At 70.1% G+C, this 15,551-nt stretch carries 14 protein-coding genes; 6 read left to right on the top strand and 8 right to left on the bottom strand.

The genetic code is table 11. From position 1 onward, the window contains the following. Window positions 1–23 precede the first annotated feature (23 nt). The 5 genes from hpf to mtrA all read right to left on the bottom strand — a co-directional run bounded on the left by hpf (window position 24) and on the right by mtrA (window position 5,615). Window positions 24–710 carry a ribosome hibernation-promoting factor, HPF/YfiA family gene (gene hpf, locus KL788_RS12370; RefSeq protein WP_293172147.1) on the bottom strand — a complete coding sequence of 229 codons (687 nt, stop codon included), beginning with the start codon at window positions 708–710 and terminating at the stop codon, window positions 24–26. Window positions 711–759: 49 nt separating this feature from the next. Next, window positions 760–1,509 carry a ComF family protein gene (locus KL788_RS12365; RefSeq protein ID WP_293172144.1) on the bottom strand — a complete coding sequence of 250 codons (750 nt, stop codon included), beginning with the start codon at window positions 1,507–1,509 and terminating at the stop codon, window positions 760–762. Between the two features lie 63 nt (window positions 1,510–1,572). After that, window positions 1,573–3,285, bottom strand: coding sequence for a GerMN domain-containing protein (locus KL788_RS12360; protein WP_293172141.1), 1,713 nt, complete (start codon window positions 3,283–3,285; stop codon window positions 1,573–1,575). 4 nt (window positions 3,286–3,289) lie between these two features. Next, window positions 3,290–4,918: an MtrAB system histidine kinase MtrB gene (mtrB, locus tag KL788_RS12355; RefSeq protein ID WP_293172138.1), complete on the bottom strand. Its 1,629-nt coding sequence runs from the start codon at window positions 4,916–4,918 to the stop codon at window positions 3,290–3,292. Window positions 4,919–4,934: 16 nt separating this feature from the next. Beyond that, the gene (gene mtrA, locus KL788_RS12350; RefSeq protein WP_293172135.1) at window positions 4,935–5,615 is read right to left on the bottom strand and encodes an MtrAB system response regulator MtrA; all 681 of its coding nucleotides are present in this window, start codon (window positions 5,613–5,615) and stop codon (window positions 4,935–4,937) included. 118 nt (window positions 5,616–5,733) lie between these two features. On the opposite strand from mtrA, the gene KL788_RS12345 reads away from it, so the two are divergent. From KL788_RS12345 to KL788_RS12325, 5 genes are read left to right on the top strand one after another with little or no spacing between them, the layout of a single operon-like run. After that, on the top strand, window positions 5,734–6,951 hold the full coding sequence (locus KL788_RS12345; protein ID WP_293172132.1) for a glycerophosphoryl diester phosphodiesterase membrane domain-containing protein: 1,218 nt from the start codon (window positions 5,734–5,736) through the stop codon (window positions 6,949–6,951). Window positions 6,952–6,953: 2 nt separating this feature from the next. After that, the gene (locus tag KL788_RS12340) at window positions 6,954–7,610 is read left to right on the top strand and encodes a DUF4129 domain-containing protein (protein WP_293172129.1); all 657 of its coding nucleotides are present in this window, start codon (window positions 6,954–6,956) and stop codon (window positions 7,608–7,610) included. Then, the gene (locus KL788_RS12335) at window positions 7,607–8,908 is read left to right on the top strand and encodes a DUF4350 domain-containing protein (protein ID WP_293172126.1); all 1,302 of its coding nucleotides are present in this window, start codon (window positions 7,607–7,609) and stop codon (window positions 8,906–8,908) included. The genes KL788_RS12340 and KL788_RS12335 overlap by 4 nt, the downstream gene beginning before the upstream one ends. Next, window positions 8,905–9,861, top strand: a complete 957-nt coding sequence (locus KL788_RS12330; protein ID WP_293172123.1) for an AAA family ATPase — start codon at window positions 8,905–8,907, stop codon at window positions 9,859–9,861. Before KL788_RS12335 ends, KL788_RS12330 begins: the two co-directional genes overlap by 4 nt. 20 nt (window positions 9,862–9,881) lie before the next feature. Continuing rightward, window positions 9,882–11,219 (top strand): DUF58 domain-containing protein, encoded by a 1,338-nt coding sequence (locus tag KL788_RS12325; protein ID WP_293172120.1) that lies wholly within the window; start codon window positions 9,882–9,884, stop codon window positions 11,217–11,219. 236 nt (window positions 11,220–11,455) lie between these two features. Here KL788_RS12325 and KL788_RS12320 read toward each other — a convergent pair whose 3' ends face one another. Continuing rightward, entirely contained in the window at window positions 11,456–12,451 is a 996-nt protein-coding gene (locus KL788_RS12320; protein ID WP_293172117.1) for a stage II sporulation protein M, read from the bottom strand. A gap of 16 nt (window positions 12,452–12,467) precedes the next feature. Between KL788_RS12320 and KL788_RS12315 the strand changes: the two genes are divergently transcribed. Continuing rightward, a complete protein-coding gene (locus tag KL788_RS12315; protein ID WP_293172114.1) occupies window positions 12,468–13,319 on the top strand; it encodes an RDD family protein in 852 nt (283 codons plus the stop codon). On the opposite strand, the gene ahcY is transcribed toward KL788_RS12315, so the two are convergent. Together ahcY and KL788_RS12305 are read right to left on the bottom strand one after the other, a co-directional pair. Continuing rightward, the gene (gene ahcY, locus KL788_RS12310) at window positions 13,320–14,804 is read right to left on the bottom strand and encodes an adenosylhomocysteinase (RefSeq protein ID WP_293172111.1); all 1,485 of its coding nucleotides are present in this window, start codon (window positions 14,802–14,804) and stop codon (window positions 13,320–13,322) included. Between the two features lie 44 nt (window positions 14,805–14,848). Beyond that, a complete protein-coding gene (locus KL788_RS12305; RefSeq protein ID WP_293173346.1) occupies window positions 14,849–15,451 on the bottom strand; it encodes a TetR/AcrR family transcriptional regulator in 603 nt (200 codons plus the stop codon). Between the last annotated feature and the right edge of the window lie 100 nt (window positions 15,452–15,551).

The raw sequence follows: 15,551 nt of genomic DNA, 5'->3' as shown, positions 1-15,551 counted from the left end.
ACCGTGGGTTGCGGTGCAGGGCGCTAGCCGCGCCGCCGTGACTTCGCTGGCGCAGCCTCGTCAACCTCGGTCTCGAGACTGATCACCCCGTAGTTCCATCCGGTGCGCCGGTAGACGACGCTCGGCCGATCGGTCTCGGCATCGATGAACAAGAAGAAGTCATGCCCGACGAGCTCCATGTGGTCGAGCGCTTCATCGACCGTCATCGACGTCGACGGAAACACCTTCTGCCGAATGACGACGGGCGAGTACTGCTCGTCGTCATCGGTGCCGGTCTCGGTCGTCGGCAGGTCGATCGCGCCCGTCGAAACCTTCTCGATGACCTCGGGCGTCGCCGGCGTGATGTCGACGACCCTGAACCCGTCGGCCGAGGCCTCGTGCAGCGACACGGGCCGATGCTTGCCGCGGTGCACCTTCTTGCGATCTTTCGCGCGGCGCAATCGTTCCATGAGCTTGTCGATGGCGAGGTCGAACGCGACGTACTTGTCACTGCCCGACGATTCGGCTCGAATCACAGGGCCCGGCCCGACGAGGGTCATCTCGACGCGATCATCACCGGGGCGGCCGTTCTTCTCGTGGTGTCTCGAGACTTTGATCTCAAGCACGAGGGCACGGTCGGCGAGGTGCTCGACCTTCTCTGCCTTTTCGGTGGCGTAGTCGCGAAACCGGTCGGTGATTCCTATGTTGCGACCGGTGAGAGTGATGTCCACGTCGACCTCCTGAGCCGTCAGCGTGTCGCCCGTCGGTTCAGGCGAATGGTCACGCCTCCTTTCCCTCACGGTAGTCCTCACGAGCGTCGTTGTCATCGGGACCTTCGTCATCGTTCGATAAGAATCTCCAGGGGATGCTCGACGTGCCCACCCGACGCGGCGTTGCGGCGATCGCGGCGCACCCTGCAACCTCGGCTCCGGCCTCGCGCAGTGCGAGCACCGCGGCTCGCAGGGTCGCCCCGCTCGTGACAACGTCGTCGACGAGCACGACGCGACACCCGCGCATGCGCGGGCTCACCCGCCAGCGCGGGGCGGCGCTGCTGGCGGCGGCGAGCCGATCGGCGAGCCCACGAGACTTCTGCGGCTCAGCACCGCCGCGCACGGCGCGCAGGGCGGGGGTGACGACCAGCCCGGCTCGACGCGCGATGAGCGCGACGGGGTCGAACCCACGCCGGCCCGCCGCTGCCCACGAACCGGGAACAGGAACGAGCAGGTCGGCCAGCGACGCGCGGCAGGCGAGCTCGACGGCCGTGCTCAGCAGCCCGGCGAGAGGGCGGGCCAGCTCGGTGCGCCCCTCTTCTTTGAACGCCAGCAGAACCCGGCGCGCGACGCCGTCGTAGGGCAGGGCTGCGGTGACGGGCAGAGTGCTCGTGTGCAGCTCGAGCTCGCCGAGCAGTGGCCGCGATCGCAGCCCGAGTGCGCACGTCGGGCAGATCGCGCGGTCGGTGGCACCGCATCCGGCGCAGTCGACCGGGGCGACGAGCGCCCACGCATCGGCGAAGGCCTGCAACAGGGTCACCGCGGCAGTGTGGTGCACCGTGGGCCACTGACCGCCGGCAGACGGCGACCTGTGCAGAAAGCGCTACTGCTGCGTGCCGAGGAACAGTGCGCGCAAGCCGGTGTTCTGCCAGCCCGAGCCGCGCGGCTCGAACACCACTCCCAGCTCGCCCAGCACACGGATGCCGTCGACTCCTCCGTTGCCGCCGACGATCTGCGTCGCCCCCGGCGGCAGGCCGAGCGGCCTGCTGCGGCCGCCGAGCTCGTGCAACTCGACGAGGCGCTGCTCGTCGTCGGCCACGTCGGTGGCGGTGACCGACGCGACGCGCACCTCGTCGACCCAGGTGGCGTCGATCGCCCGATCGCCCGCGAGCGGCAGGTCGCGCAACTCGCCGAGGCGAATCGGCACGCCCGAGCCCTCATCGCGGATGACGGCGGCGTAGACCAGGCGCGGCCCGCCGGCTCCGTCGAGCAGAATCAGCACGCGAGCGCTGTCACGCGAGAGGTTGAGCGACACGACGCGCGCATCGCTGGGCAGGGCGGCCTCGACATCGTGCACGGTGCCGTCGAGCTCGGTCGCGTGAATCTCGCCGCCCTGGCCGGGAACACTCCAGACGAACGTGTAGCCGTCGATGCTCGGGGCGATGAGACCCGGGCGGGCGTCGAGCAGCACCGAAGGAGCATCCCCGGTGCGCACCGCCCACACGCCCTCGTCGTTCAGCAGCGTCGCGAGGGTGCGGGTCGGGGCGAGCGCGACGGCCCGTGCCCCGAGGTCAATGACTTCGGCGCTGAGCGTGCCGAGCGGTTCGATGCCGTCGCGCGCGGCGTAGCCGAACTCGGCCTCGTCGGTGGCGAGCAGCACGCGCGGGTCGACCTGCGGCACGATATCGGGCGAGCCCGACGTCCAGTCAGGAATCGCGACGGCGTTCTGGTCGACCGTGAGCTGTACACCGACGACGCCGCTGACCCCGCGCAAACTCGCGGCGAGCTGCAGGCGCAGTCGTTGCCGCTCGCGGTCGTTGAGCCCGAGCACCTCGTTGGTGAGATCAACCTGGGCGACACCCGCCGACACGGTCACGGGTGCGAGGGCGAGCTGCGTGCCTTCCGGAATCGCCGACACCGTCGCTCCTGAGTCGAGCCAGCTACTCGGCGGTTCGAGCACGGCGCGCACGATGCGGGTGGCGACCTCTGACCGCACAGGGAACCAGCGCAGGTCGGGCACGAGGTTTCTGAACGCCGCGTCGTAGTAGTAGATGGTGTGCTGCCCGAAAGCGCTCGCGAAGGCCTGCTGCGAGATGAGAATGCCGTCGCCGAGCTCGGCGATGCGCCACTCGCCGTCTTGCAGTGCGAAGCGGAACGGCGGCAGGGCCTGCGTGGCTCCGGCGTCGGCGGTCGTGTAGCGGCCCACGGCGTCGACCGAGGCGACGATGGGCACCGTGTAGGTGAGCACGTCGTCGCTCGTGCGCGAGGTCGCGCCGTCGCGGCTGCGCACGAGGGTGCTCGCATAGGGGTTCCAGACGTCGGCGATGTCATCGACGAGGTACGACCGGGCGATGCGGTAGTTGTTCTGGGCCGCGGCACCCGCGGCGAAGAACCCCGCGAGAATCTCTTCTTGCGTCGCACCGTCTGACGGGCCGGCGACGAGAAAGTCGACGCCTGAGTCGTCGCCTGTGCTTGCGCCCGTCGTGAGGTCACCGGCTGCCTCGACCCCGCCCGAGAAGGGCACCGAGACGCACGCGCTCAGCAGCAGCGCCGGCAGCACCGCGAGGGCGATGAGGGCTCGGCGCGCACGCGACATCGGCTCAGCCACTGTTCTCGCCATCCCGCTCGATCGGTTCGTCGAGCACGGCCTCGAGGGCCTCGACGGGCGGCAGCTCGAGCGGCGAGTGCTCGACCGACTGCCCATGCTCACGCGGCAGCGTGAGTCTGAAGCACGTGCCTTCGCCGGGCACCGACCACACGTCGAGGTGACCGCCGTGCAGTTGCGCGTCTTCGGTGGCGATCGCGAGCCCGAGCCCGGTGCCGCCCGTGCTGCGCTGGCGGCTCGGGTCGGCCCGCCAGAAGCGGTCGAAGACGCGCTCGAGCTGCGCGGAATCCATGCCGACACCGTAGTCGCGCACCGCGATCGCGACGGCGGTCATGTCGCTGTCGACATAGACGACGATGGGTCGGCCTTCGCCGTGGTCGAGTGCGTTGCCGAGCAGGTTCTGCAGAATGCGACGGATGCGGCGAGCCTCGACGTCGGCCTCGAAGTAACCCCCGGGAGCGACCAGGCGCAGCTCGCTGCCTTTCTCATCGGCGAGCGGGCGAATGGCCTCGAGTGACTCTTCGACGAGACGCACGAGGTTGGTCGGCTCGGTGTCGAGCTCGACGGCGCCGGCGTCGTAGCGGCTCATCTCGAGCAGGTCGCCGAGCATCGACTCGAAGCGCCCGACCTGCGCGTGCAGCAGCTCGGCTGTGCGCGCCGTCGTGGGGCTGAACTGGTCGCGCTGCTCGTAGAGCACGTCGCCCGCGAGACGGATGGTCGTGAGCGGCGTGCGCAGCTCGTGGCTGACATCGCTCACGAAGCGCTGCTGCACGCGCGAGAGCGCCGCGAGCTGGGTGATCTGCCGCTGCAGACTGTCGGCCATGCGGTTGAACGAGCGGGCGAGAGTGGCGATGACGTCTTCGCCTTTCTCGGGAATGCGCCGGTCGAGCTCGCCGTCGGCGAGCTTCTCGGCCGTGTCGGCCGCGAGCCGCACGGGCTCGATCGCGAGCCGGGTCACCAGGAACGTGACGAGTCCGATCGTCGCCACCAGCAGCAGCGAGCCGATCAGCAGGGTCTGCTGCACGAAGTCGAGGGTCTGCTGCACATCGCGAACGTTGTAGACCAGGTAGAGCTCGTACTGGCCCGCAGTCGGCACCTCGAACACGCTGCCAACGACGAGACCGGGGTCGGCTGCCGCCTCGCCCTCGAGCGTGACGGCCTGCGTGTAGAGCTGCCCGTCGTCGAGCGACACCTGGTCGCGCAGCTCGTCGGTGATGACATCGATATCGAGCCCGCGCGTGCTCGTCGACGTCATCGTGACCGCGGTGCTCTGCCCGGGGGTGCGCAGAATCGCGAACTGCGTGCCGCCCGGGCTCGAGGCCACGCTGCGAATGGTCGTGCCGGCCGTGACGTTCACCGCCTCGACGTCGATCGTGCCGTTCGACGACACCGAGCTGTCGAAGAGTGCTTGGGTGCTCACCGTCGCCTGCCGCGCTTCGGCGATTGCCTGCGTCTTGCGCGCCTCATAGAGGTTGGTGGCGATGCTGATCGACATGTAGCCGCTGATGATCGTGACGGCGATGGTCGAGAAGAAGACCGTGATGGCGACCGTGCGCACCTGCAGTGACCGGCGCCACACCTGCTGCGCGCGGCTCACGAGGCTTCGCCAGGTCAGCGGAAGCATGCCGGCCGGCCCCCGCTCAGTGCGCCGCGCCGGCCCGGTAGCCCACGCCGCGCACGGTCATCACGATGCGCGGGTTGTCCGGGTCGAGCTCGACCTTGGCGCGCAGGCGCTGCACGTGCACGTTGACCAGGCGCGTGTCGGCCTTGTAGTGGTAGCCCCACACCTCTTCGAGCAGCATCTCGCGGGTGAACACCTGGTTGGGTTTCATGGCCAGCGCAAGCAGCAGGTCGAACTCGAGCGGCGTCAGCAGAATGGGGGTGTCGCCGCGCTTCACCTCGTGACCGGTGACGTCGATGACGAGGTCGCCGATGGGCAGGGTTTCGATCGTCGACTGCGGGGTCGGGCGAAGTCGGGTGCGGATGCGCGCCACGAGCTCTTTCGGATTGAACGGCTTCACGACGTAGTCGTCGGCGCCGCTCTCGAGCCCGCGCACGACATCGGTCGCGTCGCTCTTGGCGGTGAGCATGATGATGGGCGTGCCGCTGGTCTCGCGAATGCGCGTGCAGACCTCGATGCCGTCGATGCCGGGCAGCATGACGTCGAGCAACACGAGATCGGGCTTGACGGTCTGGAACGATTCGATCGCTGCGGCACCGTCATACGAGAAGTGCGGCTCGAAGCCTTCGCCCCGCAAGACGATGCCGATCATCTCGGCGATGGCCGAATCGTCATCGACGACGAGGATGCGCGACGTCATGACCCGCCTCCTCTTCCTTGGGGCTTCAGTCGAGAATCCGACCTTTGTTCGCCCCAGCCTAGACGAGTGTGACACCATACGTTTCGAGCAGACCGAGTACGAGGCGAGGGGTACGACCGTGAGCGATTCCACTTCTTGGGCGTCGCCCGGCTGGCAGCCCGAGAAGCCCGACGACGGGCGTGCCGCCGGCGACCAGGCCGCGGGCGAGACGGCGGGCGCATCCGGTGCCGCTGACGGCGCTATGGCATCTCCCGGCGGCTACGCGCCCGGCGCTTCTCAGAGCGCCAGCGGCCCGGCGGTTCCGCCACCGGCGGCCGGTTGGGCTCCGCCGCCGAAGCCCGGGCTCATTCCCCTGCGTCCGCTCGACTTCGGCACGCTGCTCGGCGCGACGTTCCAGGTACTGCGTCGCAACCCGCGGCCGACCTTCGGCGCCGCGCTGCTGCTCAACGCTCTTGTCGTCATCGTGGCCTTCGGCCTGACCTTCGGCGTGAGCTTCTGGGCCCTCGACCGCTCGATTCGCGCCTCGGCCGACGATGCCGCGGCTATCGAAGCAGGCGCGGTCGGCCTCATCATCGTCACCGCGCTCATCGCGGTCGCGCTCTCACTCGTGGCTCAAGCCGTGCTGCTCGGGGTGATCGTGCTCGAGGTCTCGCGCGCGACCCTCGGCGAGAAGCTCACGTTGCGCCAGCTGCTCGCGCTCGGCAAGGGGCGCTGGTGGGCGCTCATCGGCTGGACCGCTCTGCTCTCGGTCGCCCTCATCATCGGGCTGACGCTCTTCGTGCTGGTGATCGCCCTGCTCATCGCGGCGGGCGGCCCCGCGGGCGTCGCGATCGGTGTTCTGCTCGGCGTCTTCGGCGGTCTCGCCTTCACGGCGCTCAGCATGTGGCTGTGGATCAAGCTCGCCCTCGTGCCCACCGCGATCATGCTCGAGCGCCTGCCGTTGCGCGACGCGATCCGCCGCGGCTGGACCCTCGTGCGCGGCCACTTCTGGCGCACCTTCGGCACCCTGCTGCTCATCACCGTCATGGTGCAAGTGGCTTCGAGCGTCGTCTCGGCGCCATTCAGCTTCGCGGCGAGCTTCGGCACTGTGCTCGTGAACCCCGCGGGCGACGACCTGACGAGCATCTGGCTGCTGCTCGGCGCCAACGTGCTGACGATCGCGGTGACCGTCGTCGTCGGCGCGATCGGCTCGGTGCTGCTCTCGGCTGCCACGGCGCTCATCTACATCGATCTGCGCATGCGTAAAGAGGGCCTCGACCTCGAGCTTCAGCGCGTCGTCGAGCTGCGGGCGAGCGGCGCGAGCGCGCCCGACCCGTACCAGCCCGCGGCGCGCTGATCGTGTCGGTTCCGGTCGAGCCCGATGCTCCGGATGCTCGCGAGTTGCTGCTCGACGAGCTCAGCGACCCGGCCTACGCCGAAAGCCAGCCCACGTGGTTCGACCTGCTCTCGCAGGCCGTGCTCGACTGGCTCGGCAGCCTGAGGTTCGGCGAGGGGGGCGCGTTCTCGCCGCTCGTGCTCGTGATTCTGCTCGTGCTCGGCGTCATCGCGATACTCACCGCGATTCTCATCTACGGCCTGCCGCGCTGGCGGCAGCGCAGCCGCCTCGACGACGAGCTGTTCGGCGAGCGCGACCGCCGCACCGCGCGGCAGCTGCGGCGCGACGCCGAGAAGGCGGCGAGCGCGGGCGACTGGGCCACGGCCATCGCCGAGCGCTACCGGGCCATCGCGCGCGCGCTCGACGAGCGCACGATCGTCACGACCCTGCCCGGCACGACGGCTCACGGTTTCGCGAGCGCCGCGGGCCGTCAGTTCGGCGAGCACTCCACGGCGCTGCAGCGCGCGGCCGACCGCTTCGACGAGGTGCGCTACCTGGGCCAGCCGGGCGACACCGTTGGCTACGCCTTCGTGCGCGAGCTCGATGACGCGATCGACCGTGCACCGTCGCCGCTGCCGAGCGTGGGCGAACTGACCGGTGCGAGCACGGTGCCGCGATGACCACCACCTCAGCGACTGACTACGACACGAGCGTGTTCGCGGGTTCGAGCACCGAGATCATCACCCCGACGGTGCGTCGCTCGTTGCGCCGCGGCCTCTACTGGGCTGTCGCGATCGGTGCCCTGCTGGCCTTCGGCCTCGTCATGGTCGCGCTCAACGGCGCCGGCCGGGTCGCCGAGCGCTGGGGTGCGGGCGAGACGGCGCCGTCGGGCTCGCGCGCACTCGTGGAGGTGCTGCGCGATCAGGGCATCGACGTCGTCGTCACGAGCACGCTCGACGAGTCGCGCTCAGAGCTCGAAGACCTCTCGCAGGTCGACGGCGGGCCCGGGGTGACGCTGTTCGTGGGCGACGCCCGCGGCATCCTCGGTCAAGAACAGTGGGGCGAGGTGCTGGGGCTCGCCGACCACACCGTCATCGCCGAGCCGACGGCACTCGCGCTCGACGGACTGGGCATCGACGCACTCGTCGCCGACTCGCTCGACAGCGGCGACCCCGACGCAGGCAGCCCGGTCGGCGATGCCGGCGGCCGCGTGACCCTCGACGCCGGGTGCCGGGTGCCCGCGGCGCAGCGGGCCGAGAGCATCAGCGCCGCCGGGCTCGGCTACAGCACCCTCGAGGGAACGATCTGCTTCGACGCCGGGCAGGCGGGCGCCGCGCTCGTGAGCCTCGAGGTCGACGGCCGGAAGGTGACGGTGCTCGGCGCCGGCACTGCGCTGCAGAACGACGACATCACACGGGCGGGCAACGCGGCCCTCGTGCTGGGGCTGCTCGGCGAGCACGAGACCCTCGTCTGGTACCAGCCCTCGCCCGCCGACCTCAGCACGCCGACGTTCTCTGAGCTCACCCCCGGCTGGGTCAACCCGGTGGCCTGGCTCGCCCTGCTCGTCGGCCTCGCCGCCGCCGTCTGGCGCGGACGCCGGCTCGGCCCCGTGGTCATCGAGAACCTGCCAGTCGTCGTGAAGACCACCGAGACGATGGAGGGGCGTGCGCGCCTTTACGCGCGCGAGGGCTCGCGCCTGCGGGCGCTCGACGCCTTGCGGGTCGGCACGCTGCGACGCCTCGCCGAAGGGCTCGCGCTCGGCCGCGCTGCCGGCGTCGACGACATCATCAACGCCGTGGCGGGCATCACCGGGCGCGACCCTCAGTCGCTACGCGCACTGCTCGTCGGCACCGAGCCCGGCTCTGACCGCGACCTCGTGCACCTGAGCGACCGGCTGCTCGAGCTCGAGCGTCAGGTGGCGAAGCGCGTGGCACTCGACGACGACTCCACGACCCCACCAGAGAGAATGGACTCATGACTGACACAGACCTCCGCGACGCCTTCGGGCGCGTTCGCACCGAAGTCGGCAAGGCCGTCGTCGGCCAAGACGGCGCCGTGAGCGGCCTCATCGTCGCCCTGCTGACGGGCGGGCACGTGCTGCTCGAGGGCGTGCCGGGCGTGGCCAAGACCCTGCTCGTGCGTTCGCTCAGCGCGGCGCTCGACCTGCAGACCACGCGCGTGCAGTTCACCCCCGACCTCATGCCGGGCGACGTCACGGGCTCGGTGGTCTACGACGCGAAGGCGGGCGACTTCGAGTTTCGTACGGGGCCGGTGTTCACGAACATCTTGCTCGCCGACGAGATCAACCGCACTCCCCCGAAGACGCAGTCAGCCCTGCTCGAGGCGATGGAAGAGCGGCAGGTCACCGTCGACGGCGAGACCCACGCTCTGCCGCACCCGTTCTTGGTCGCGGCGACCCAGAACCCCGTCGAGTACGAGGGCACCTACACGCTGCCCGAGGCGCAGCTCGACCGCTTCTTGCTCAAGCTCGTGCTCGACCTGCCCCCGCGCGGGGCCGAGCTGCAGATCATGCAGCGGCACGCCGAGGGCTTCAACCCGCGCGATCTCGCCGCGGCTGGCGTGAGCCCCGTCGTGAGCGGCGACGACATCACGACTGCGCGCGCCCTCGTGGGCGAGGTGCGGTCGTCGGCCGAGCTGCTCGGCTACCTCGTCGACCTCGCGCGCGCGACCCGCCAGAGCCCCTCGGTCAAGCTCGGCGTGAGCCCCCGCGGCACGACGGCGCTGCTCGCCGCGGCGAAGGCCTGGGCCTGGCTGCAGGGTGCCGAGGCCATCACGCCCGACCACGTGCAAGCCATGCTGCTGCCGGTCTGGCGCCACCGCATCGGCCTGCGCCCCGAGGCCGAGCTCGAAGGCGTCTCGGCCGACACGATTCTGCGCTCGATCGTGCAGCAGGTGCAGGTGCCCCTGTGATCGTGGCCAACGCCTAGCCCATGGCCATCACCGGCTGGTTCGTGCTGCTCGTCGCCCTCGGCGTCGTGCCCGTCGTCGCGCTCGTCGACGTCGCGCCCGCGGGCCTCGTGCTGCTCGCCTGGCTCGGGCTCTGCCTGCTGCTCATGGTCGTCGACCTGATGCTGGCCGCGTCACCCCGCGCCCTGCGCCTGCAGCGGCAGACGGATGCCCGCGTGCGCCTCACCGAGACCGCGAGCGCGACGCTCTACGTCACGAACCCCTCGCGGCGCACGCTGCGCGGCATCATCCGCGATGCGTGGGAACCGTCGGCCGGTGCCCGGCCGACGCGGCAGCGCGTGCTCGTGCCCGCCGGGGAGCGCCGCGCACTCGTGACCGCGCTCACGCCCTGGCGTCGCGGTGAACGCCGAGCCGTGCTGGTCACCGTGCGGGCGATCGGGCCGCTGCGGCTGGCCGGGCGTCAGGCGAGCATCCGCGTGCCCGGAGAAATCACGGTGCTGCCCGAGTTCGCGTCGCGCAAGCATCTGCCCTCACGACTGGCGCGGCTGCGCGAGCTCGACGGACGCACGAGTGTCATGGTGCGCGGCCAGGGCACCGAGTTCGACAGCCTGCGCGAGTATGTGCGCGGCGACGACGTGCGCTCGATCGATTGGCGTGCGACGGCGCGGCGCTCGGGCGGTCCGGGGCCGGGCGGCGCCCCTGCGCAGACCCTCATGGTGCGCACCTGGCGACCCGAGCGCGACCGGCACGTCGTCGTGATCGTCGACTCGGGTCGCACGGCCGCCGCGCGCATCGCCGACGAGACCCGACTCGACACCGCCTTCGAGTCGACGCTGCTGCTGAGCGCCCTCGCCGATCGCGCAGGCGACCGCATCGACGTCGCCGTGTTCGACCGGCGCGTGCGTGGCAGGGTGCAGGGTGCGCGTGGCGCTGCCCTCTTGACGAAGCTCGTCGAGATGATGGCACCGGTCGACCCCGAGCTGCTCGAGACCGACTGGACTGCCGTGCCCGCCCTCGTGCGCTCGATGACGTCGCAGCGCTCGCTCGTCGTGCTCGCGACACCGCTCGAGTCGCCCGGAGCCACGCGCGGGCTGCTCGCCGTGCTGCCGCAACTCACCACGAAGCACCTCGTGCTCGTCGCGGCCGTCACCGACCCCGCGCTCATCGACGCGGCGGGCCAGCGCGCCGACCGCGCATCGGTCTACCGCGCCGCGGCGGCCGAGCGCGCCCTGCTCGACGCCGAGCGCGTCGCTGCGGCCGTGCGGCGTCTCGGCGGCGACGTCGTGAGCGGCGCCCCGCTCGACCTGCCGCCCGCCGTCGCCGACCGATACCTCGCCTACAAGGCGGCCGGGCGGCTGTAGCGCGTCGGGCTTGCTCGCGCGCTTCCTACCCTTCGAGAGTATCGGCGGGTGAAGTGAATGATGGTCCCCGCGACCAGTACGCTCTGCCCACTCGTGAAGTCAAGGAAGTCGGCACGAGATTGCGAACCTGCTTCCTTGAGTTCACGAGTCTCCCGGGCACCACTGTGGTGTCGACGGACGCGCGAGGCGACATTCGGTTCGACTTCTCACCGCGAGCGCCGCACCAGGTGCAGGGACTAGTGGCCGACGACGACTCGCGCGCCGCGGCTGATCGGGTCGAGGTCGCCCGTCTCGCCGTCGCGGTAGGCGCGCCCGCCGAGCATCCACTGGTAGAGCAGAAACGCGACCAAGGCGACCGTTCCGATGCCGATGCGAATGACATCTGGCCAGTCTTGCCGCGTGACGTAGCCCTCGATGATGCCGCTCACGAGCAGAGCGGCGACGAGCCCGCCGATGACGGCGAACAGCGCCCGGCCGTCTTCGGCGAGCGCCTGCAGCCGCGTGCGGGGGCCGGGCGACACCCAGGCCCAGAAGATCATGAGGCCGCCTGCGCCCGCCACGAAGATCGCGTAGATCTCGAGCTGGCCGTGGGGAAGGATGTTGAGAAAGAACACGTCGAGCCGGTCGAACTCGGTCATGATGCCCGCGCTGATGCCGAGCCCCTGCGCATTCTGGAAGAGCACGAACGGCACGAACACCCCGGTGATGCCGAAGGCGACGGCCTGCGTGGCGATCCACGCGTTGTTGCTGAACACCTGCAGGCCGAACACAGCCTCGCCCGACTCGCTGTAGTAGCCGACGAAGTCTTCTTCGGCGTAGCGGCGAAGGTCGTCATAGGGCCCGATCGCGGCGAGCACGTCGGGGTTCGTCGCGACCCAGACGGCATAGAGCGTCGCGACGGCCACGAAGGCCACGGCGATCGCAATCGTCAGATGGCGGATGCGGTACAGCGCCGCCGGCACCTCTCGCGTCGCGTAGCGGGCCAGCTGGGCGAGCGGCTCGGCGGTCGCGCCCGTGAAGCGCAGCCGGGCGCGCGACAGCAGCACGCTGAGGGTCGCCGCCTGCGAGACCTGCCCGGCGCTCGTCGTGATGGCCGAGAGCTGCGTGGCCCCCGCCTGGTAGTGCTCAATGAGCTCATCGGCGTCACGGCCCGCGAAACGGCGCTGGCGCGCCAGCGTGCGCAGCCGATCCCATTCGGCGGCGTGGGCTGAGGAGTAAGCGTCGAGATCCATCTGTTTAGATGATGTCATGTCTGGCACTGCGGCGAACCTGAGCCAGCACGACAGCGAGCGCGAGCTGCTTACGGGCGAAGCCGTGGCCCTCGAGCTGCGCGCCACGAGCGTCATTCTGCGCATGGCTGGCGGCATCATCGACTACCTGGTCTACCTCGTGGCGACCGGGCTCTTCGCCTGGGGTGTGTTCTCGCTCGCGATCGATCTCGGCCTCGACGAGGCGCTCTACGCCGCCGTCGGCATTCTCGTGGTCGTGATCGGCCTCGTGCTGCTGCCCGCCGTGGTCGAGACCGCGAGCCAGGGCAAGTCGCTCGGTCGCCTCGCCCTCGGCGACCGCATCGTGCGCGACGACGGCGGCGCCATCTCGTTTCGCCACGCGTTCATCCGCTCGCTCGTCGGCGTGTTCGAGATCGTCTTCACGGGCGGCGGTCTCGCCGTGGTCGTCGCGATGCTCAACTCGCGCGCCAAGCGGCTGGGCGACCTGCTCGCCGGCACCTACAGCCAGTACGAGCGGGTCTCGAGTGTGGTGGCGCCCGTCTACGGGGTTCCCGTCGAGCTCGTGGAATGGGCATCCACCGCTGACGTCGCCCGCATGCCCGACGCGCTGTCTCGCCGCATCGCCCAGTTCTTGCGGCAGGCGGGCGGCCACACGGCATCGACGCGCGAACGTCTCGCGCGCGACCTCGCGACCGAAGCCGCCCTCTACGTGTCGCCCGTGCCCGGTGGCGACCCCGAGCTCTTCCTCGCCGGCGTCGCCGCACTGCGCCGCGAGCGCGAGGCCACGGCGCTCAGGCTCGAGCGAGCGCGCCTCGACGAGCTGCAGCCGACGCTGGCCGCGCTGCCGCACGGGTTCCCTGATCGGGGCTGATCAGTAGCGGTAGTGATCGACCTTGAACGGACCAGCAGGGTCCACGCCGATGTACGCAGCCTGCCGCGGCGTGAGGTCGGTGAGCTTCACGCCCAGCGCCGCGAGGTGCAGGCGCGCGACCTTCTCGTCAAGCAGCTTCGGCAGCACGTAAACGCCGATGGGGTACTCGTCGCGCTTCGTGGCGAGCTCGAGTTGCGCGAGCACCTGGTTCGTGAACGAGGCGCTCATCACGAACGAGGGGTGCCCGGTCGCATTGCCGAGGTTCATGAGACGACCTTCGCTGAGCACGAGAATCGACCGCCCGGTCGGCAGCCTCCACTCGTGCACCTGCGGCTTGATCTCGACCTTCTCGACGCCGGGCAGGGTCTCGAGCCCGGCCATGTCGATCTCGTTGTCGAAGTGGCCCACGTTGGCGACGATCGCGAGGTGCTTGAGCGCCTGCAGCTGCTCGACGGTCACGACGTTCTCGTTGCCCGTCGCGGTGACGAGAATGTCGATGTCGCCGATAACGTCGTCGAGGCGGGCCACTTGGTAGCCGTCCATCGCCGCCTGCAGGGCGTTGATCGGGTCGATCTCGCTCACGATGACGCGGGCGCCCTGCCCGCGCAGAGCATCCGCTGATCCTTTTCCGACGTCGCCATAGCCGCACACGAAGACGGTCTTGCCGCCCATGAGAACGTCGGTGGCGCGGTTGAGCCCGTCGGGCAGCGAGTGCCGAATGCCGTACTTGTTGTCGAACTTGCTCTTGGTGACCGAGTCGTTGACGTTGATGGCCGGAAAGAGCAGCTTGCCGTCGCGGTGCAGCTCATAGAGGCGGTGAACGCCCGTCGTGGTCTCTTCGGTGACGCCCTGGATGCCCTGACTCACGCGCGTCCAGCGCTGCGGGTCGCTCTGCAGCGACTCGCGCAGCACGCTCAGCACGACGCGCCACTCGTGGCTGTCGCCCTCAGTCGCCTCGGGCACGGCACCGGCAGCCTCGAACTCGACGCCGTTGTGCACGAGCATCGTGGCGTCTCCGCCGTCGTCGAGAATCATCGTCGGGCCGAGGCCGTCGCCGAAGTCGAAGATCTGCTGCGTGGCCCACCAGTACTCGTCGAGCGTCTCGCCCTTCCAGGCGAAGACCGGAGTACCTTCGGGCTTCTCGACGGTGCCGGCCGTGCCGACCACGACGGCCGCGGCGGCCTCGTCTTGCGTCGAGAAGATGTTGCAGCTGGCCCAGCGCACCTCGGCGCCGAGGGCGCGCAGCGTCTCGATGAGCACCGCCGTCTGCACGGTCATGTGCAGCGAGCCGGCGATGCGGTGGCCGGCGAGCGGCTGGTGCGGCCCGAACTCGTCGCGCAGGCTCATGAGGCCCGGCATCTCGTGCTCGGCAAGACGGATCTGGTGGCGGCCGGCTTCGGCCAGCGCGAGGTCGCGCACCTTGTGGGCGACTCCGTTGACGACGTCGACGGCGAGGGCCGGCGGCGCCGGGGTCTGGATGCTCATACCTGCCATTCTCGCAGGCGAAACCCGCGCATCCGCCCCCTTGGCTAGACGATCGTTCGCAGGGGCTCGAGGGCGGCCAGCACGAGGTCGAGGCCGAAGTCGAACTCACCTGCCGCGTCATAGCCGGCGGCGAAGAGCGCCTCGGCAGACTCGCGGAGGTACGGGAACTGATCAGCCGGAAGCTGGGGCATGAAAACGTCGTCGGCCATCGCCGCGAGGTCTTCGGCGGTGTCGAACGGCAGGCTGGCTTCTTGCAGGGCGAAGCCGTAGACATAGCTGTCGAGCAACCAGTTGGCGTGCGCGGTCATGACGACCGAGAACCCGGCCCGCCGCAGACACGCGGTGACCGCTTCGCGGTGACGAAGGTTGGCGGGCCCCGGCGTGGTGCGCGACTCCATGAGGGTGATCGCCCACGGGTGGCGGGCAAGAGCCTGTCGGGCCGAGGTCGCGCGCCGTCGCAGTGCCGACTGCCAGTCGGCGTCGTCGGGCGGCAGCTCGATCTCGCCGAACACCACGTCGATCATGGCGTCGAGCAGCTCTTCTTTGCTCGCCACGTAGTGGTAGAGCGACATCGCTCCCGCGCCGAGCTCGGCCGCCAGTCGGCGCATGCTCAGCCCGTCGACACCGTCGCGGTCGGCGAGCCGCATCGCCTCGGCCACCACGCGCTGCACGCTCAGGCCCGCGTCTGCCGTGGTGGGGCGCTCGTGATTCGTCGACACGGGGCTCCTCGCTTTCGACCGACTTGAC

Source organism: Microcella sp. (assembly GCF_019739195.1).
In the GTDB taxonomy this organism is placed as follows: Bacteria; Actinomycetota; Actinomycetes; order Actinomycetales; family Microbacteriaceae; genus Microcella.
This window is presented reverse-complemented; position numbering and strand designations above follow the sequence as displayed.

Excerpts from the sequence above, each read along its gene's own strand:
- KL788_RS12360 (WP_293172141.1), bottom strand. The coding sequence starts at position 3,285 with ATGTCGCGTGCGCGCCGAGCCCTCATCGCCCTCGCGGTGCTGCCGGCG.
- mtrB (WP_293172138.1), bottom strand. The coding sequence starts at position 4,918 with ATGCTTCCGCTGACCTGGCGAAGCCTCGTGAGCCGCGCGCAGCAGGTG.
- mtrA (WP_293172135.1), bottom strand. The coding sequence starts at position 5,615 with ATGACGTCGCGCATCCTCGTCGTCGATGACGATTCGGCCATCGCCGAG.
- KL788_RS12335 (WP_293172126.1), top strand. The coding sequence starts at position 7,607 with ATGACCACCACCTCAGCGACTGACTACGACACGAGCGTGTTCGCGGGT.
- KL788_RS12330 (WP_293172123.1), top strand. The coding sequence starts at position 8,905 with ATGACTGACACAGACCTCCGCGACGCCTTCGGGCGCGTTCGCACCGAA.
- KL788_RS12325 (WP_293172120.1), top strand. The coding sequence starts at position 9,882 with ATGGCCATCACCGGCTGGTTCGTGCTGCTCGTCGCCCTCGGCGTCGTG.
- KL788_RS12320 (WP_293172117.1), bottom strand. The coding sequence starts at position 12,451 with ATGGATCTCGACGCTTACTCCTCAGCCCACGCCGCCGAATGGGATCGG.
- KL788_RS12315 (WP_293172114.1), top strand. The coding sequence starts at position 12,468 with ATGTCTGGCACTGCGGCGAACCTGAGCCAGCACGACAGCGAGCGCGAG.
- ahcY (WP_293172111.1), bottom strand. The coding sequence starts at position 14,804 with ATGAGCATCCAGACCCCGGCGCCGCCGGCCCTCGCCGTCGACGTCGTC.
- KL788_RS12305 (WP_293173346.1), bottom strand. The coding sequence starts at position 15,451 with ATGCGGCTCGCCGACCGCGACGGTGTCGACGGGCTGAGCATGCGCCGA.